Source organism: Enterococcus sp. DIV2385 (assembly GCF_051711925.1).
In the GTDB taxonomy this organism is placed as follows: domain Bacteria; phylum Bacillota; class Bacilli; order Lactobacillales; family Enterococcaceae; genus Enterococcus; species Enterococcus faecalis.
Genome location: NZ_JBIONV010000001.1, coordinates 2,510,147 through 2,527,662, shown reverse-complemented (window position 1 = coordinate 2,527,662; position 17,516 = coordinate 2,510,147). Strand labels below are relative to the sequence as shown.

18 protein-coding genes are annotated in these 17,516 nt (G+C 38.5%); 13 read left to right on the top strand and 5 right to left on the bottom strand.

The features are described 5' to 3' along the window. Positions 1–152: 152 nt before the first annotated feature. Both thiT and IGM04_RS12210 read left to right on the top strand, forming a co-directional pair. Positions 153–728 carry an energy-coupled thiamine transporter ThiT gene (gene thiT, locus IGM04_RS12215; RefSeq protein WP_002354998.1) on the top strand — a complete coding sequence of 192 codons (576 nt, stop codon included), beginning with the start codon at positions 153–155 and terminating at the stop codon, positions 726–728. A 93-nt stretch (positions 729–821) separates the two neighbouring features. Beyond that, on the top strand, positions 822–1,958 hold the full coding sequence (locus tag IGM04_RS12210; RefSeq protein ID WP_086318159.1) for a hypothetical protein: 1,137 nt from the start codon (positions 822–824) through the stop codon (positions 1,956–1,958). Between the two features lie 72 nt (positions 1,959–2,030). Here the strand turns inward: IGM04_RS12210 and IGM04_RS12205 are convergent, their stop codons facing one another. Continuing rightward, positions 2,031–2,393 (bottom strand): hypothetical protein, encoded by a 363-nt coding sequence (locus IGM04_RS12205; RefSeq protein ID WP_086318160.1) that lies wholly within the window; start codon positions 2,391–2,393, stop codon positions 2,031–2,033. 216 nt (positions 2,394–2,609) lie between these two features. On the opposite strand from IGM04_RS12205, the gene IGM04_RS12200 reads away from it, so the two are divergent. Together IGM04_RS12200 and IGM04_RS12195 are read left to right on the top strand one after the other, a co-directional pair. Further along, on the top strand, positions 2,610–3,386 hold the full coding sequence (locus tag IGM04_RS12200; RefSeq protein ID WP_002372856.1) for a peptidase C39 family protein: 777 nt from the start codon (positions 2,610–2,612) through the stop codon (positions 3,384–3,386). A 76-nt stretch (positions 3,387–3,462) separates the two neighbouring features. Continuing rightward, the gene (locus tag IGM04_RS12195) at positions 3,463–4,017 is read left to right on the top strand and encodes a DNA-3-methyladenine glycosylase I (protein ID WP_086318161.1); all 555 of its coding nucleotides are present in this window, start codon (positions 3,463–3,465) and stop codon (positions 4,015–4,017) included. A gap of 39 nt (positions 4,018–4,056) precedes the next feature. Here the strand turns inward: IGM04_RS12195 and IGM04_RS12190 are convergent, their stop codons facing one another. Continuing rightward, the gene (locus IGM04_RS12190) at positions 4,057–5,718 is read right to left on the bottom strand and encodes a peptide ABC transporter substrate-binding protein (protein WP_086318162.1); all 1,662 of its coding nucleotides are present in this window, start codon (positions 5,716–5,718) and stop codon (positions 4,057–4,059) included. A 318-nt stretch (positions 5,719–6,036) separates the two neighbouring features. Continuing rightward, the gene (locus IGM04_RS12185) at positions 6,037–6,378 is read right to left on the bottom strand and encodes a PepSY domain-containing protein (RefSeq protein WP_002399791.1); all 342 of its coding nucleotides are present in this window, start codon (positions 6,376–6,378) and stop codon (positions 6,037–6,039) included. Positions 6,379–6,684: 306 nt separating this feature from the next. On the opposite strand from IGM04_RS12185, the gene pepA reads away from it, so the two are divergent. The 4 genes from pepA (at position 6,685) to ytpR (ending at position 9,520) form a co-directional block, all read left to right on the top strand. Further along, positions 6,685–7,761 carry a glutamyl aminopeptidase gene (gene pepA, locus IGM04_RS12180; RefSeq protein WP_002355013.1) on the top strand — a complete coding sequence of 359 codons (1,077 nt, stop codon included), beginning with the start codon at positions 6,685–6,687 and terminating at the stop codon, positions 7,759–7,761. A gap of 11 nt (positions 7,762–7,772) precedes the next feature. Continuing rightward, positions 7,773–8,087 (top strand): thioredoxin family protein, encoded by a 315-nt coding sequence (locus tag IGM04_RS12175; RefSeq protein WP_086318163.1) that lies wholly within the window; start codon positions 7,773–7,775, stop codon positions 8,085–8,087. A 146-nt stretch (positions 8,088–8,233) separates the two neighbouring features. Beyond that, positions 8,234–8,689: a universal stress protein gene (locus IGM04_RS12170; RefSeq protein ID WP_002385249.1), complete on the top strand. Its 456-nt coding sequence runs from the start codon at positions 8,234–8,236 to the stop codon at positions 8,687–8,689. A gap of 210 nt (positions 8,690–8,899) precedes the next feature. Beyond that, on the top strand, positions 8,900–9,520 hold the full coding sequence (gene ytpR, locus IGM04_RS12165) for a YtpR family tRNA-binding protein (protein WP_010821140.1): 621 nt from the start codon (positions 8,900–8,902) through the stop codon (positions 9,518–9,520). A 46-nt stretch (positions 9,521–9,566) separates the two neighbouring features. Here the strand turns inward: ytpR and IGM04_RS12160 are convergent, their stop codons facing one another. After that, positions 9,567–10,865, bottom strand: a complete 1,299-nt coding sequence (locus IGM04_RS12160) for a S1C family serine protease (protein ID WP_010823254.1) — start codon at positions 10,863–10,865, stop codon at positions 9,567–9,569. Positions 10,866–11,265: 400 nt separating this feature from the next. Between IGM04_RS12160 and rlmH the strand changes: the two genes are divergently transcribed. Further along, on the top strand, positions 11,266–11,745 hold the full coding sequence (rlmH, locus tag IGM04_RS12155) for a 23S rRNA (pseudouridine(1915)-N(3))-methyltransferase RlmH (protein WP_086318164.1): 480 nt from the start codon (positions 11,266–11,268) through the stop codon (positions 11,743–11,745). Positions 11,746–11,802: 57 nt separating this feature from the next. Here rlmH and IGM04_RS12150 read toward each other — a convergent pair whose 3' ends face one another. Then, positions 11,803–13,206: a dicarboxylate/amino acid:cation symporter gene (locus IGM04_RS12150; protein ID WP_002387350.1), complete on the bottom strand. Its 1,404-nt coding sequence runs from the start codon at positions 13,204–13,206 to the stop codon at positions 11,803–11,805. A 332-nt stretch (positions 13,207–13,538) separates the two neighbouring features. On the opposite strand from IGM04_RS12150, the gene gst reads away from it, so the two are divergent. The 4 genes from gst (at position 13,539) to IGM04_RS12130 (ending at position 17,512) form a co-directional block, all read left to right on the top strand. Then, positions 13,539–14,048 carry a DinB family glutathione transferase gene (gene gst, locus IGM04_RS12145; RefSeq protein WP_002370068.1) on the top strand — a complete coding sequence of 170 codons (510 nt, stop codon included), beginning with the start codon at positions 13,539–13,541 and terminating at the stop codon, positions 14,046–14,048. A 137-nt stretch (positions 14,049–14,185) separates the two neighbouring features. After that, positions 14,186–14,650, top strand: coding sequence for an RNA polymerase sigma factor (locus IGM04_RS12140; protein ID WP_002355030.1), 465 nt, complete (start codon positions 14,186–14,188; stop codon positions 14,648–14,650). A 2-nt stretch (positions 14,651–14,652) separates the two neighbouring features. Next, the gene (locus IGM04_RS12135) at positions 14,653–15,579 is read left to right on the top strand and encodes an anti-sigma factor (protein ID WP_002406041.1); all 927 of its coding nucleotides are present in this window, start codon (positions 14,653–14,655) and stop codon (positions 15,577–15,579) included. Positions 15,580–15,730: 151 nt separating this feature from the next. Then, on the top strand, positions 15,731–17,512 hold the full coding sequence (locus tag IGM04_RS12130) for a DNA-binding protein (RefSeq protein ID WP_085444178.1): 1,782 nt from the start codon (positions 15,731–15,733) through the stop codon (positions 17,510–17,512). Positions 17,513–17,516 lie beyond the last annotated feature (4 nt).

The following is a 17,516-nucleotide window of genomic DNA, read 5'->3' as shown; positions in this document are numbered from 1 at the left end:
TAGCTGGCATGCGTTTGAGTAGGAGTTGATTCCCTTAAACGTTGGTCCAGCTATTTTTTTGCTTGTTCGACAAACGTGTTTTTCTAAAGTCCCTATGGTAAAATAACGATGTATTAGTGGTTGAGAGCGTCAGAACATAGGAGGAAATTTGTTTGGCTAGAAAAATGGATTTACGTATTTGGGTAGAAGGAACAGTCGTCGCAGCAATGGCAATGGCCCTCTCTTTTTTACCGATTGAATTTGCCAATAGTGGCTTGGACCTATCGTTGGGAATGGTCCCATTAGTTCTTTATTCGTTTCGTCGTGGGTTGCTTCCCGGAGTTGCAGCAGGCTTTGTTTGGGGCATGTTAAATATTATTCTCGGTACAGCCATGAAAAATTTCTTGTCCGTTCCACAGATTATTTTTGAATATCCCTTTGCTTTTGCGTTTGGAGGAATGGGTGGCGTATTCGCTAGAAAAATTCAACTCTATTTTCAAGCGAATCGCTTAAAATCAGCCATTCGTACGATTATTTTAGGAAGTGTTGTCGCAGTCTTCGCCCGCTGGTTTTGGCATTTTTGGGCGGGTGTATTGGTTTGGGGCATGTATGCACCAGAAGGAATGAGCCCATACCTCTATTCTTTTGTACTAAACGGTACGAGTACCGTCGTCAATTGTTTGTATGTAAGTCTAGTACTAGGCTTATTGGCAAAAGTAGCACCGCAATTATTTGTTCCTAAGAAATAAGTTGAGTCCTAAGTCAGAAGTTTCCTTTACTTCTGACTTAGGACTTTTTCTTTTTAAAGCAACTAGCTATTTCATTGTCGAGTACGGTATAATATGAATAAAAAAAGAAAAAAGGCGGTGGTTTCACTGAGTGAATTGTTAGAAGTCTCTTTTTATCCGAAGGCTTTGCCACATGTGGCAAAAAGAGTAACCATTTTCGGTCCGTTAAGTGAACAGGAGCTAGTTGAGCAATGGCAACAAAAACAGTCATTTGCTAGACAGGACGAAAGAACAATAATGCCAGAAAAGCTGTTACAGCAATCAGCTAGCAAAAGTTATTTAAGCATCCGTTGTTTAGGACTGACCTTAGACCCGAAGATTTTGCTAGAAAAGTTGCAACACCTGTTTCCTCTCTTTATCTGGACAAAGGGACAAGCCGAAACAAGCGATACAGAAAATTGTTATTTTTGTGAATTTATACCAATCTGTTCCAATGCGGCACAACCTTGCAACCTCGAAGCAAGCTTACAACAAATGAATTATCCAACCACGCAATCATTGGTAGAAATTGTTAACGAGTGGCTAAATAACGAACGACAAATAGAACAAGCATCCGTAACGGGTACATATTATCAACAGGCAAGTTTACCCCAACAAGTGGGCAGCCAATCTGAAATAAAAACAAAAGAAGAGCAGCAAATTCGATTTCTACAAGAAAGCTTACGACAAGAAAAAGCAGCTAAAGCGCGCATGAAAGTAGCGAAAGAAAAAGCAGAACAAGAGCTATTAAGATTAGAAAAAGGGGTGTTCGCAAGTAGTTGGGCACACTTCGAGGAGCAACAAACTAAGGAATTAGAGGAAGAGGAATGGTACGATCTCGTTAAAATTGATTTGTTTTACTACGATGAGTTATCAAAAAAAGCTAAATTCCTGAAAGAAGCTTGGGAGATTAATCAACAATTATTAAAGGCGTTCCCTCAAAAAGAAGGCCCTACTTTTTTACCAGAATTAGCTCACCATGGTCGCGTGGCCTCTTTGACAGACCAAGTTTCTGAATTAGAGATAAAAACGCTCTATGAGCAAGGCGTGTTAATCAAGGAACGAATGAAGCTTACACAAGGCTCCTGGCTAACCAAACCAAGAGTGAAACTTTATCAAATAGACTTGGAACAATTAGAAAGAATTGGCACACTGTTTGATCTTTTACAAACAGAAAATCGTTTAATTGAGATCGCTTTGGCGCACCCCTAAAATAAAAGAAACCACCAACCTGCAATCGCCAGGGTTGGTGGTTTCTATTTATTTTATAAAGACTTCAATATTCTAGTGAATTTGACGTTGGTGACGATTGGCTAACGTGCTGACTTTCATGACAGAAGCAACAGGAATCATGCGCAACTGTTGTTCATCCGTTTGTAAACGAACGACGATATTGTCCGAAATATTTTTTGAGACAATCCAGCCGATCGCCGTTTCGAATTTATGCGCTGTAGGGACTTCTTTCAATTGTAAGACCACTAAGGATTTTTGGGCGGCAGCGACTTGGAGCTCTTGTAAAAGCGCACTGCGTTCCTTTTCTTTATTCTTTTGATCTTGAGAATCTTCTAAAAATGCCGAAAAGAAATGTTGGGAAGAGAGCGTAATCAGTTTAGAAATGCTCTTGATGGTAGCTTTATGTTGATCCATTCTTCTGCCTCCTTTACGAATAAAATAGAATAAAACTCAAATGACTAATTACCTGTATTTTACCTAATTTTGTGATAAAATTCAAGAAAATATGTTCGCCTTCAATAATTATGAGAATTTACCAACGTTTCTGTTTTTCGAAAAAGAAAGTAGTATAATGTGTGAGCATATAAGAAATACATAAGATTATCGGATGTAGTCAATAGATAGAAAAGGATGAATAGTATGTCAAAAAAACCATCAGGTTACCAAAAAAAAGTTCTCACGGTGTTGTTGGTATCGTTTGGCTTTGGCGGATTGTTAGCGCAGTTTTCGCCGATGAAATCAGGTGGGTTTTCAAGTTGGTTTGATGATTCATATGTTAAAGCTAGTGCTGAATCAAGTAAAACAAAAGAACCAGCACCAGTTAAAATTGAGAAAAAAGTCAAACCTTTAAGCTATGGACAACAGGTCAATCAAGAAATTGAAAAGAAGCAATATGATGGACATCTGGATTTGCCGTTAGAATTGCAGACAGATGCTAAATGGAAAGACACCGCGTACGGATTTGGCAATGTAGATAAGCCGAATACAATCGAAATTAATGGCTGTGCGATTGTGTCGCTTGCAATGGTTGGTTCATACATGGATCACCAAGAAGTTACTCCTCTAGATGTGTTAGCTTGGGCAAAAAATGACTTCTTTATGGAAGGACAAGGGACGGCGTGGTCTATTTTTAGTGCATATGCTGAAATGAAAGGCTATAACTGTCAAGAAATTGGGGATATTGAAACAGTGGCAGCTTTCTTGAAGGAAGGTCATCCAGTCATTATTTCTGTAAAACCGGGCTATTTCACTACAACTGGTCACATTATGGTGATGAGTGGCGTGGATGAAAAAGGCGATTTCTGGATTAATGATCCAAACGATTCAGAAGAAAAGGGCCATTCAAAACGGACATTTACAGCCGAAGAAGTGATGAATGAAGCGTTAAACTTCTGGGCATTTTATTAGGAATAAGAAAAGGTGTGGAACAAAAGGCAGTACCCTTTGTTCGCATCTTTTTTAGCAAATAAAAGGAGGCAGGACAATGGAGCGATGTACTTGGGCAACGAATACAACTGAAGAGATGCAAGCCTATCATGATGATGAATGGGGACGTCCAGTTCATGAAGAGCAACAGTTATTTGAGTTATTGACCTTGGAAAGTATGCAAGCGGGCTTAAGCTGGGCGATTATTTTGAATAAACGAGAAACGCTCAGAGCAGCTTATGATGCGTTTGATTATCGGAAAATTGCGCGATATGATGAGGAAAAAATTTTAGCTTTACTAGCAAATCCTGGTGTGATTCGTCATCGTTTAAAAATTCAAGCGACCATTACGAATGCGCAAGTTTTTCAAGAAATTCAGGCAGAATTTGGCTCCTTTGATCGCTACCTCTGGAACTTTGTCGATCAGCAACCAATCGTTAATCACTGGCAGCACCCAGAAGAGGTTCCAGCCTCCACGGAATTATCGCAACACATTAGTCGAGCGTTAAAGAAACGAGGATTTAAATTTTTAGGTGCCACGACAGTCTATTCCTTTTTACAGGCAGCGGGTTTGGTGAATGATCATTTAGAAACGTGCCAGTATAAAGAATAAAGTAAAGGTCTCCTTCCAAAATTGAAGGAGACCTTTACTTTATTCTTTATACGCCCACTTGAAGTCGTATTTAGCACCGGTTGGATGATAAATAATTTCTTTCACGTTTGGTGCACGTAAGTGTGATTCTGCTTTTTGGTAAATTGGCACAACACCCATATCAGCAATTACTGTTTTTTCAGCGTTGATTAGATCTTCCCAGCGTTTTTCAGGATCGTTAACATCTGTGGTTTTGGACGCAGCAATGAATTTATCGTATTCAGGATTGCTGTAACGTCCACGGTTATTAGAAGTTGAGCTTTCTAATAAATCTAAGAAGTTAATTGGGTCTGAATAGTCGGCACTCCAACCACGAACAGCGATTTGGAAATCCCCTTTTAAGGTACGATCTAAGCGAACAGCCATAGGGACAGGCGTCACAGTTACTTTTAAGCCTTCCAAAGTATCAGACAGTGATCCTTGAAGATATTCGCCCATTTTTTTAGCGCCTTCAGAGTCGTCTACCATTAAATCAACCGTTAAGTTGGAAACACCAAGTTCTTGTTTCGCTTTGTTCCAGTATTCCACAGCTTTTTTCTTGTCGTATTTGACTAATTTGTCGCTACCAGCTTCTTTAACAAAGTCTTCACCCGTTTTTGGTGATTTCGCGACATCCACAGGAACGAAGCCTTGTGAAGGAAGAGAGCCATTGGCTAAAATGTTTTTAGCTAATGAATCGCGATCGATGGCATAAGACATAGCACGACGTAAGTTTGCGTTGGTCAATGGTGATTTTTCATCTGCTTGATTCATTTCTAAATAGAAAGAAGAAGCGGCTTTTAATTGGACCAAGTCAGGCGAGTTTTGCATTTGTTGGGCCAGTTCGCCAGATAAATACGTATCATCCACTTCACCAGTTTCATAAAGATTTAAGGCAGTTGGGGCTTCTTTTACCACGTTGATAGCGACTTTATCTAACTTGACAGTCTCTTTGTCCCAATATTCTTCATTTTTAGTTAGAGACCATTTAGTATCTGTTCCGGGACCATCAAACTCAGTTAGCGTAAACGGACCATTGTAGACTGCTTTATCGCTACTCTTTGTATAATCTTTACCAAAACGTTCAACGATATCTTGACGTTGCGGCAAGAAAGAAGGGAAAGCCAATAAATCGTCAAAATATGGAGTTGCTGTTTCTAGAGTGATTTCTAATTCATGATCATTGATTGCTTTAATGCCCAATTCTTCTTTAGGTAGTTCCCCTTTAGAAATTTTTTCAGCATTTTTTACTGGTTCAAACATGTAGGCATATTCTGAAGCAGTGGCAGGATCCACTGTTCGTTGCCAACCGTAAACGTAATCTGCAGCAGTAACTGGTTTGCCATCAGACCATTTTGATTCTTCACGTAATTTAACTTTGTAAACTAAACCGTCTTCTGAAACAGTCGCTTTTTCGGCTGCACCAGCAGGCGCGGGTTTGTTGTCTTTATCTAAACGATAGATTCCTTCGTAGACATTATTTAAAGTGGTAAAACTCACTTCATCTGTCGCAAGGGACGGATCGGCACTAGGCATTTCTTGGGATTCAACCATTGTGTATACTTGGTTGTCGCTGCCGCCGTTGCTAGCTCCTTTATCGTCACTGCCACTGCCACCGCCGCAGGCCGCTAAAGCTAAGCTTGATAATACAAGTAATGAAGTAAATAAAACAGATTTCTTCATTTGACACGCTCCTTTTCATTTTTAGCAATACTCTCAGTATAATGTAAAAATGAAAAGGAGAAATTAAAAAATCGTTAGAAATGATTATTCTTTTATCAATTTTTAAAAAATGTCTAATCTTTTTTATGAAAAAAGTGGACAAACGTTGATAAGTAAAGATTTAAGCTGATTTCCATGCAGAAAACATTCGATTTTTGAGTATTTATTCATCATTGATTTGATTTTTTTGACATAAAATAAACATCCCTTTTACAAAAAACAAATGAGAAGAAAAAAAGATTGTTACAAAAGCAAATAAGTGCTTTTGTAACAATCTTTTTAATCTTTTAATCGTTGAATGTCAATGATAGTTCCTGTGTAGGCATCTGCAGTGAATTCGTATTGAACAATGCCGTCGTCTTCAATGCGGCAAATTCCTCCAGTATACGTTTTGGAGTGGATGGCGAATTTCCGCAAGGGCTTTTTCTCAAACTCAATCCACGAACCTTCAATCGGTCCTTCTTTTAAAAAAGCAGCTTTTACATTTTCTAAGACGAGATCAGCGGAGATTGTTTTTTTCTTATGGTAGAACAAGGTTGAGGCAATGCCGCCTACTAAACCAAGACCAACGCCTAGCGCTAAGCCGCCTTTAAAGTATGTCAACTCATTTTCTTCGTTCATTTGTATGACCTCCCTTGGTCGGTTTCTGCTTACTATTACTTTTGTCAGTATCACTCTTATTTTACCATAGAGAAGGGGCCGCTGAGAAATAAAAAAAGTTTTTCAATCATTCTTTTAGAGCATTCTCATTGTCACGTTTAAAAAGAGAAAGCGATGTGCATTTTCTAGTATTTGCGTTATAATAAGAGTGAAATCATATGAAAGGAGTACCTATTTTTATCGACAGGATAAAGTGACTTTTTAGAGAAAAAGTGACGCTTGGTTGGCGTAATTTCCAACAAATCAAAAGCAATAGGACATACATCTATGGAAGAAAAAACATTTCAACGAATCAAGGAATTAACTGAATTACAAGGAACCAGCGGATTTGAAGACGACATTCGCGCGTACATGAAAGAACATATCACCCCGTTAGTGGACGATGTTCAATATGATGGTTTAGGTGGTATTTTTGGGATTAAACGTTCAAAAGTGGAAGCAGCGCCACGCGTAATGGTAGCAGCCCACATGGACGAAGTTGGCTTCATGTTAACTCAAATTAACGATAATGGTTTATTCCAAGTAGTTCCTTTAGGTGGCTGGAATCCCTATGTTGTTTCAGCACAACGTTTTACGTTAAAAACAAGTAAAGGGAACTATCCATGTATTTCTTCATCTATTCCGCCACACTTGTTGCGTGGTACGAGTGGTCAAAAACAATTAGAAGTCTCTGATGTGTTATTTGATGCAGGCTTCTCTTCAAAAGAAGAAGCTGAAAGCTTTGGTGTTCGTCCAGGGGATTCCATTGTTCCACAAACAGAAACGATTAAAACAGCCAATGGCAAAAATATTATCAGTAAATCATGGGATAACCGCTATGGTTGTACGTTGGTATTAGATGCATTGGAAACGTTACAAAATGAAGAATTAGGCCACACATTAATTGCTGGAGCAAACGTACAAGAAGAAGTTGGTTTACGTGGTTCTAAACCATCTGTTCATAAATTTAATCCAGATATCTTCTTTGCGGTGGATTGTTCAGCGGCAGATGATATTCACACGAAAAAAGGGACATATGGTCATTTAGGTGAAGGAACGTTATTACGGATTTTCGACCCAGGTTTGATCACATTGCCTCGCTTACGTGAATATTTATTGGATACAGCAGCGACACACAATATTCCGTATCAATATTTTGTTTCTAAAGGCGGAACGGATGCTGGGGCAGCGCACACAACTAATAACGGTGTACCAAGTACAGTCATCGGCGTTTGTGGTCGTTACATCCATACGCATCAAACAATGTTTAGTATTGCGGATTATGAAGCAGCGCGGGAAATGTTGTTACAAGCATTACGTGGCTTGGATAAATCAACAGTTAATACAATTGTTTACGGAAAGTAGAGGATGTTTAAATGATTTATCCCAATTCATTAGAAGAACTAGCAACTTATGTTGAAAAAGGTAAAAATGTTTTCTTCTTTACTGCTGATTGGTGCGGAGACTGTCGTTTCATTAAACCAGTCATGCCTGAAATTGAAGAAGCATTTCCAGCGTTTCAATTTATCGAAGTCGACCGTGATCGGTTTATTGACGTGGCTGCCGAGTGGAATATTTTTGGTATTCCGAGTTTTGTCGTAATTGAAAACGGTCAAGAGTTAGGACGCTTAGTAAATAAAGACCGAAAAACAAAAGAAAAAATCAGTGCATTTTTAACTAGCTTAGGCTAATTTTCATGAACCAGAGGAACCATTAAATTAAGAGAGAATCAGCTGGACAAAGGGCGTTCTGCGTAAGGGTCCTAAATTCATTTTTGACTCTAGTTTCTTAGTCAAAGAAGCCTTTTAGATCAGCCTCCATCGGGAAGGTGACGAAAATGGAAGAACAAATGTATAAAAATATTCTTGTCGGCGTAGACGGTAGTGATCAAGCCAATTTAGCTTATGAACGTGCAATTGAGGTTGCTCGTCGAAACGGAAGCCGAGTCATTGTTGCAAATATTTTAGAAAATCAAGTGTATACAATGATGGGGTATTCGACGTTAAATGATCAATTAATTGATCAAGAAACAGCCGCTGCGGAAGAATTAATGGCCGATTGTAAAAAGTATGCTGAAAGCGTTGATTTTCATAATGTTGAAACAGTTACCATGTTTGGTTCACCCAAAGAAGTCATGAGTCATGAATTACCTGAAAAATACAATGTTGATTTAATTATGGTGGGACAATCAGGATTAAACGCAGTCGAACGTGTAGTCATGGGAAGCGTCAGTAGCTACATTATTCGTCAAGCCCCTTGCGATGTCTTAATTGTTCACTCTGAAGAAAAATAAGCAAAAAAAGTTATTGATTGAATAGAGAGTTGACCTAACGTTTCTTTTGTTTTTTCAAAGGATCAGCGGCTTGTCACTCAAAATTGAGGACTTGGAGAATAAGTCGTAGCGACATATTTTCCAAGTCTTTTAGTTTTTCGACAAAAAAGTATGCACAAGGGGTCAATTTTTGATAAGATAAGACAGGAAAACGACAGAGGAGGAACAGAAATGATTTTTGCATATAACAAAGAATACGTTGGCGATGTCTTACTTGTCATCGTTGCGGACGATCAAGGTGCGGAAAACCAAGTAAAACGTGTCGGCGATGTGGCACGTGTAAGTTTAGTTGAGGCGCCAGAAACAGTGGTAGCTTGGAATATTTTCAATGCTTCAGCGCTTCTAGGTGACATTAATGGCACCGGCCAAGTGACTTTAACAGACGAACAAATTGAAAAAGTCAATACAGCGATTAAAGATGCGGGATTTTCAGAAACCCTTGAAAAAGACGACACCCCTAAAATTGTGGTCGGCTTTGTCAAATCATGTAAAAAACACCCAGATTCAGATCATTTATCTATCACACAAACAGAAGTAGACAACGGCGAAATCTTACAAATTGTTTGTGGCGCACCGAACATCAAAGCAGGACAAAAAGTAGTTGTGGCCAAACCAGGCGCAATGATGCCTGATGGTTTAATGATTTGGCCAGGGGTTTTACGTGGTGAAGAAAGTTTTGGAATGATTTGTTCAGCAAAAGAATTACGTTTACCAAATGCACCTGCTAAAAAAGGAATCTTAGAATTGCCTTTTGATGCAGAAGTTGGTTCTGCATTTGCGGTAGGAGAATAAAAGAAAGAAACGACCTGTTGTTCAGACAACAGGTCGTTTCTTTCTTTTATTGATTGCTGCGATTATTTTGTTGTGTTAAAGCTGATTTATCAATGGTTAAATCGATGGTTGCTTTCATTTCTTTAGAACCACGATAATAAGTCACTTCCATTTTGTCGCCAACTTTTTTCTTGTAAAGCGCGCTTTGTAAATCTGTAGTAGAGCTTACGTCTTGGCCGTCAACTTTCGTGATAACATCGTATTTTTCCAATCCAGCCTTTTCAGCAGGGGTCGCTGCTTCAACGCCACGAACCACTACGCCAGTTTTTACAGAAGCTGGAATTTTTAAAATTTGTTCTTGTTGTTGTGAAGAGATACCTGTTAAATCAGACATCGTAATCCCAAGAGCTGGCCGTGTCACTTTACCATCTTTTTCTAATTGGTTGATAATGTTGACTACGTCATTACTTGGAATGGCAAAGCCCATCCCTTCAACGCTCACTTGACTAGTTGATTGCACAATTTTTACTGAGTTAATGCCAATGACTTGCCCTTCAATATTGATTAGTGGACCACCGGAGTTTCCTGGATTGATGGCAGCATCGGTTTGAATGGCATTAATATTGATGGTTTCACCGGATTCGTTTTTATTGGTAATATTTCTATTCACAGAAGAGATGATTCCTTGTGTGACAGAGTTAGCATAATCAGAACCTAGAGGGGAACCAATTGCAATAGCAGGCTCACCGACTGTGATTTTACTAGAATTCCCAAACTCAGCGACTTGATCAACTTTGTCGGAAGAAATTTTAATCACGGCTAAATCCGTATAAGCATCGGTTCCGACTAATTCGCCTTTCACTTTGGTACCATCAGATAAAACAACTTCCAATCCTTGTGCTTTATCCACGACGTGGTTATTTGTCACGACATAAGCCGTTTTACCATCTTTCTTATAAATAACCCCACTACCTTCACTGGCTGCTTCTAAATCGTTACCATTGTTGCCGGAAGAGTCTTGAGTACCTTCATTCCCACCGAACAATCCCCCAAAAGGATCATCTGCCGAAGAATTGTTGCTAGCACTTTGCATATTAATGACAGAAACCACAGAATTTTGAACTTTTTTCACGGCTTTTGTGACATCGCTAGACACATTGTAACTCACATTGCTGACTTTTGTGTCGCCGTGATTAGTGGACGTCGTCGTCGCCACATTATTTCCGCCGTTGGGTGTGGGAATAATCCCAGAATAAGCGCCTCCTAGAATAAGGGCGCCACCAAGTAAGCCGCCAGCTAAACCAATCCCAAATTTTTGCAATAAACTTTTTTTATCTGAATTAGGTGTAACATCTTTTCGTTGCATAAAATAACCTCCCAATAAGTGCATCTGAATTTTCTATATTAAGTATATCTGTTTCCTACTCCTTTAGTCTATCGAATAGCTTTGAATTTTTTATGAACAACTTAGGGAAAAATTACAGAAAAAATACGAATGAAAAAGTTATACACAGAAAAATGTGAACAAATCGGGAATAACTCTGTGTACAGTTTTTAGAAAATTTATCCACAGAATGTGGATAATGTGGACAAATCAGTGGCGAATATGTGTTTGTATTGAAAAAGCTGTTAAATAAAGTAATTTCTTAGTTTGTTCTGTGGATAACTCTGTGTATATGTGTATAAGTATGTGGAAACGTTGTGGAAAGTAGCCAAACTTCGTGCTAAAATAAGAACGAAGAGAAAACGAGAAAGTAGTGGAATAGGTGAAAATTAAACTAATAACAGTCGGAAAACTGAAAGAAAAATACCTGATTCAAGGCATTAATGAATATCTGAAACGTTTAAATAGCTATGCCAAGATGGAAATCATTGAAGTACCAGATGAAAAAGCCCCAGAAAAACTCAGTGACGCTGAAATGCTTCAGGTCAAAGAAAAAGAAGGCCAACGTATTTTGGGGAAAATTAATGACAACGAATACGTCTTTGTTTTAGCCATTAATGGCAAACAATTATCTAGTGAAGAATTTTCAAAAGAAATTGAACAATTAGGGATTAGTGGCAAAAGTAACCTAACGTTTGTCATTGGTGGCTCCTTAGGTCTCAGTGATTCAGTCCTTCAGCGAAGTAACCAACCAATTTCTTTTGGCCGCTTGACTTATCCACATCAGTTAATGCGTTTGGTATTAGTGGAACAAATTTATCGTGGTTTTCGGATTATGAAAGGGGAACCGTATCATAAATAAAGCAAAGCGTTCGACAAAAAAGCAGACTTCCATACAAGAAGTCTGCTTTTTCATTAATTACTCCGCTTCCGCATTTTGCAAGTCAGCGACATCAGTCAGATAAGTGGCTTCATCCAACAAATCTTCCGAATGTGCGACATAAATCGCAGTGGCGCTATCACCAACCACGTTTAGGCTAGTAACGAGCATTTCGATTGGACGATTAATGGCTAAAATCAATGAATACGTCGCAATCGCAATCTCATTGTTATAGTTTAAACCAGTTAAAATAGTGAAAAGGATAATCCCGCCAGCGCCAGGTGCCGCCGGTGTACCAATGGATGACATTAAAGCTAAAATGGCAATCAAGGCAATATTAGCTGGTGTCACTTCATAACCAGCTACGCCCGCCACAAAAATAGCCGCAATTACTTGCATAATCGCTGTGCCGTTCATATTAATAGTCATTCCTAACGGCAAGACAAAGGCGGCAACATCGCTGTCGACACCTAACTCTTCAACCGTTGTTTTTGTATTTAACGGTAAAGTGGCTGCCGAAGAAGAAGTAGAAAATCCAAAGACCACAACTTTCATAATCTTTTTAATAAAAGGAACAGGATTTAATTTTGTCGCAAATAAGATAAATAATGGGTAACCGATCATCAAAAAGGCTAAGAGCGTCGCTGTCGTTGTTACGACGTAGACTAACGCTGGTTTTAAATAATCAATCCCGTAGGAAGCAAACGTCCGAACTAACAACATAAAGACGGCGATAGGAGCAAATTTAGTAATTACAAAGGTTAAAAATAACGTGACCATCGCATTGACTTCTTCAATTAATTTTTTGAAAACACGAATTTTATCCCCTAATGCATTAATACATAAACCAGTAATCACTGCCAACACAACAACGGCTAAAATCGCACCATTGTCGCTAAATGCAGAACCGATATTTTTCGTGACAGCATTGACAATCACCATTAATGGATTGCCACTCGTACTTACTTCGACAGGAGCTAGCGTTTCAGATAACGACACATTAAAAGCGCCAGTTAAATATACGCTATAGCCCACAATTCCAGCCGTTAATAGAGCAATCAGTGACATCGATAAAAAGCCAAAAATCGTTTTATAGGAAATTCGTCCTAATTTTTGCGTATCGGTAATATGACAAATGGCCAAAGTAATTGAAGTAAAGACCATCGGCACAATCACTAATTGTAGGCCGTTGATAAATAGTTGACCAATAATATAGAAAAGCCCAATCGCAGATTGTCCTTTTTCAGGATCTGAAATATCTTGGAAAAGAATCTGATTGATTGTCTGCCACACAGCGCCTTGATTGCTGCGAATAAGGTGCTCTCTTAAAAATAAAAAGCCGAGCCCAACGATTAATCCTCCCACCAATGAAATCACCATTTTTTTGGTAAATGAGATACCTTTCACTTCACGTTTTTTCTTTTCCACTTTGTTGCCTCCCAAATAAATTGATTAAGCACCGCGCAAAAAAAGCCTTGCACACAAAAAAAGGGCAAGACATCTCGTATCATTCACTATACAAAAATACAGAATTTTACAGAACTTTGCCTTGTTAGCCTCTCGGACTATCTTAAAGGTACTTTTCCACATACTAAGGGAAACTACGAGAATTGTCAATTCTTTTTTACTTAGGGGGGTGTTATTTTTGAAGAAAGAAAGTGATCTTTACCCTTTCCGCAGATACCGCAGCCAAAAAAGAACTACAACGGATTCTTTTGCAGTATAATAGAAAATAGAAACGAAAGAACAGGCACCAACACAAAGGAGGTATTTTTATGAAAGTCACTCAACTTTCTAGTGAAACCCTTGACCGAGCACATGAACGTTTTGAAGAAACACTTGCGCAAATGACCGTTGCCGAAGCAAACACGATGCCCGCACCATTAATCAAGTCTGTTACTTGGCTGATGTGGCACACAGCCAGAGAATTAGACCTACAAATTTCCGCACTTAATCATAGTGAGCCGTTATGGCTTAGCCAACACTGGACAGAAAAATTTGCCTTGGATTTGCCAGATGAGACAGAAGACTGGCATCACACACCAGAAGAAGCGGCGAAAGTCGTGGTGGCAGAAAAGCAATTGCTTAGTGACTATTTGGCTGCTAGTGTGGCACTTACCAAAAGCTATTTAGACCAAATCAAAGAAGAACAATTGTCAGACGTAATTGATAAAAATTGGACCCCGCCGGTGACTAGACAAGTGCGTTTAGTTTCAGTGATTGATGATGCAGTGATGCATTCTGGGCAAGCCGTTTATACACGAAGATTAGTCATTGGAAAATGATAAATAAGTAAAAACAAAAATGCTTCTGCTTAAGCAGGAGCATTTTTTATTGAGAGAAAAATACATAAAAATAATGAACGAAGAACTGTCCACTTTTTCCCTAGTTGAAACGTTGTATAAGTGAAAGGAGAAATCAGATGAAAAAGGAGGCAAATTTTGACGAAGTACTATTTTCTTTGGGGCAAGAAGTCATCCAAGTCTTGATTCGCCGAGGAGCAAGTCTTGAAGATGCACAAGATGCAGTGTCGCAAACGTATACAACGATTTTTTCAATATTACCTGAAATTACATCAGAAAATCTACGCCCGTGGTTTTTCCGAGTAACATTTAATTACTACATTACGATGTATCGAAAAAAGAAACGAGAACGCACTTTTGTGGCAAACAGCCATCCTGTACAATCAATAGAAAAAATGGAAGGGCAAGAGTTATTATTATTGATCGATTCCTTAAAAGATGAGGAACAAGAACTAGTACTTTTGAAATATTATTATCAATTATCGTATGCCGAGATTGCGTTGATTTTAGAATTATCTGTTGAAAATGTTCGCAAAAAATTGTATCGCACACGTCAAAAATTAAAAAAAGAACTGGAGGAATAGAAGTGGATTTAAAAAAAAGTATTCGTAAAGCGAAAAGAAAACAATTTATCGTGATTGGTGCCATAACCGTTGTTAGTTTTGCTGTATTGTTTGTCGGTTTTTTTGTGGGAATGGATAAACTTTCGACGAAAAACTATCATACCCTACTAGAAGTAATTAATGATCAAGAAATGATTGCTTCACCAAACACTCAATTAGATTCCCAAGTAATTGCTAATAGTTCGCCTTTTGGGGGCGAAGTTGTAACTAATCGTTCAAAAAATATTGATGGTTACACGGTGGAGTGGAGTAATTTACGTAGCAGATATAGCTTTTTCAGAAATTCGATTGACTGGAATGAAGTCTATCCTGGTAGCTATTATTCTTCTAAGAATTTTTATGAATACAACCGACAAACCAAGCAGAAAGTAGCATCTTTTTATAACCCAGCGATTACCAATTACTATGGTGGTATCAAAAACGAATTAAGTGAATTAGATAAAATGGAAAACCAAGTAGCGGAAGTGGCGATTTCTTTTGATAAACCTTATCCATATGAAGAAGTCCGCAAAATGTTACCGAGCAATGTCAACTTAGTTTGGCTCTATGTTTACTCCGAAACGGTTAATGAAGCAGAAGGTCCTTCTGGTACGCTGCCTTATGGTTTTCAATTAAGCATGGACGATCACAACGAAATATTTGATCCTGAAAATAACAAGCAACACTTTTTTGAAACCTTAGAAAAATCCCCGTTGTTTGCTGACAACCAAGAAGGCCAAAAGTTTATCCAACAAAATAAAAATAAAAAAGTCGAAAAATTACCTATTTGGGGAGTCATGCTCACCGGACAAACCAAAAATTTCAAAGCCTTACAAAATGAACCTTTTGTTCGTGGTGCTTCAATTGGCGTGACCGCACCTATCGTTCCTTATATTCAGCCAGAGAAATAAATGTTCTTCAGAACTCTAAGCCTTCCGACTGATTTTGCTTCAACGATATTGTCAGTAAAAATAGAAAACGTTATAATAGAATGGATCACAGGAAGTGCTTCTACAATGCGTGGGAGCACTTTTTTTACTTATCTATGAGGAGGGCAAGTGAATGTTTTTTAATTTTATTGGGTTAACGTTATTTTTTGGTATCGGGATCTTAGTTGCGAATGGCGCCAACATTGTAGCGAATAAAGGGAAAAAGAGTAAAGGGACTATTCTATTAATGGTGATGGAACTGCTCTTGTTAGGTATCTTTTTATTTGTGACTTTGCCAAGTAAAAATCTTTCAACTGTGTTGTGGATTAATTTGATTGGCGCAGTGATTGCTAGTGGGGTGTTATTAAGTACACGCTTAGCTAGTAAAGTCGAAGTTCCTGGTATCCAAAAGGGCCGCAAAGAAGTAGGCAAGAATACCAACAAAACGGCTAACAAAGACTGGTCTGGCAAAATTTTGGGTGTTGCCGTTTTGGCAATGATTTTGTTGACCATTGTCAGTAGTATTACCAGAATTTCTTCCATTGATGAAATTTATCAAACAATTCCTTTAAAAACGGAAGAAAAAGCTGAAGTTTTAACTTCGGCGAAAGAAACACCCATTGCGATTGCACCACAAACGGCGAAACGAAAAATGTTACAGAAATTTTCTGTCATTCCCAATTCCAATATGTTTACTTTGGATGGTATAACGGCACAAGTCGTCAATGGCGAGTATGTTTATGTAGCAACAGTCGAATTTAATGGCTTCTTTAAATGGCTAAAACTGGGGGAAGTACCTGGCTATTTCATCATTAGTGCAACAGATATCAACGCACAGCCAGAATTTGTAGAAAAACCAATTGTTTATACTCCTTCAGCTTACTTTGGCAAAGATGCCGCACGAAAAATTTATTCCGCTTATCCAGGTTATGCAGCAACTGGCACAATCAATTTAGAGCTGGACGACCAAGGGAATCCTTACTATATTCAAACGCTTTACAAAGAGTATGGGGTTTCTGGTCGCATGCACTATAATGAATTTAAAACAGCAGTATTAAATGCTACAACAGGAGAAGTTAACGTTTATGACAGTCAAAAAGCCCCAAGTTTCGTTGATGCGCCGATTACTAGCTCAGCGGCGAATAGCTTAAATGAATTCTTTGGTCGTTACAGTCAAGGCTGGTGGAACCAGACAATGTTTGGTGCCAAAAAAGATGTCAAAATTCCAACTGAAAATGGTATTTATGCATCAGGACAAATTACGCCGATGATGAACAAGGAAGGGAACCAGTTGCTTTATTTTACGGACTTTACAAGTAGTGAAAAAGACCAAGATTCCGCTTTAGGTTACTCCTTAATCAATGCCCGAACAGGTCAAGTTACGTATTATCGTGATACTAAAGTCGGCATTATGGATAGTGATGGCGCCATTTCTATCGCTTCAAAAATTTATCCAGAAAAGAAATGGAAAGCTAGTATGCCAGTCCTTTATAACATTGATGGCGTGCCAACGTGGATTGTTTCGTTAATGGACAGTAAAGGGATTTTCAAAAAATATGTCTATATAAACGCCGTAGATAATGATATTGTGATTGATGCAGACACGGCACAAGGCGCACTAGACGCTTATCGAATTGAGTTAGTAACCAAAGGAAGTAACAATGAAAATACAGACAAAGCCAACTTGAAAACGATGCAAGGTAAAGTAGCTCGTGTCTCAGTAGTAGCTGGGGAAGCGCAAACGGTAGTTTCATTTTTACTAGAAGATGAAAAAACCATTTTTAGCGTAACGACTAATAACAGTCCGCTGGCGCTATTCTTAAAAGAGGGCGACCAAGTGACATTTAAAGCCGTAGTGACTGAAAATGCTAAAGCAGCAAATGTTGAAGAATTGAAAATTGCAGGATTAAACTAAGAGG

Bases quoted from the DNA above. Each gene is read 5' to 3' on its own strand.
- ytpR (WP_010821140.1), top strand. From the start codon at position 8,900: ATGATTTTTGCATATAACAAAGAATACGTTGGCGATGTCTTACTTGTC.
- IGM04_RS12175 (WP_086318163.1), top strand. From the start codon at position 7,773: ATGATTTATCCCAATTCATTAGAAGAACTAGCAACTTATGTTGAAAAA.
- IGM04_RS12160 (WP_010823254.1), bottom strand. From the start codon at position 10,865: ATGCAACGAAAAGATGTTACACCTAATTCAGATAAAAAAAGTTTATTG.
- IGM04_RS12170 (WP_002385249.1), top strand. From the start codon at position 8,234: ATGGAAGAACAAATGTATAAAAATATTCTTGTCGGCGTAGACGGTAGT.
- IGM04_RS12210 (WP_086318159.1), top strand. From the start codon at position 822: ATGAATAAAAAAAGAAAAAAGGCGGTGGTTTCACTGAGTGAATTGTTA.
- IGM04_RS12205 (WP_086318160.1), bottom strand. From the start codon at position 2,393: ATGGATCAACATAAAGCTACCATCAAGAGCATTTCTAAACTGATTACG.
- IGM04_RS12195 (WP_086318161.1), top strand. From the start codon at position 3,463: ATGGAGCGATGTACTTGGGCAACGAATACAACTGAAGAGATGCAAGCC.
- IGM04_RS12190 (WP_086318162.1), bottom strand. From the start codon at position 5,718: ATGAAGAAATCTGTTTTATTTACTTCATTACTTGTATTATCAAGCTTA.
- IGM04_RS12200 (WP_002372856.1), top strand. From the start codon at position 2,610: ATGAATAGTATGTCAAAAAAACCATCAGGTTACCAAAAAAAAGTTCTC.
- IGM04_RS12140 (WP_002355030.1), top strand. From the start codon at position 14,186: ATGAAAAAGGAGGCAAATTTTGACGAAGTACTATTTTCTTTGGGGCAA.
- gst (WP_002370068.1), top strand. From the start codon at position 13,539: ATGAAAGTCACTCAACTTTCTAGTGAAACCCTTGACCGAGCACATGAA.
- IGM04_RS12130 (WP_085444178.1), top strand. From the start codon at position 15,731: ATGTTTTTTAATTTTATTGGGTTAACGTTATTTTTTGGTATCGGGATC.
- IGM04_RS12185 (WP_002399791.1), bottom strand. From the start codon at position 6,378: ATGAACGAAGAAAATGAGTTGACATACTTTAAAGGCGGCTTAGCGCTA.
- pepA (WP_002355013.1), top strand. From the start codon at position 6,685: ATGGAAGAAAAAACATTTCAACGAATCAAGGAATTAACTGAATTACAA.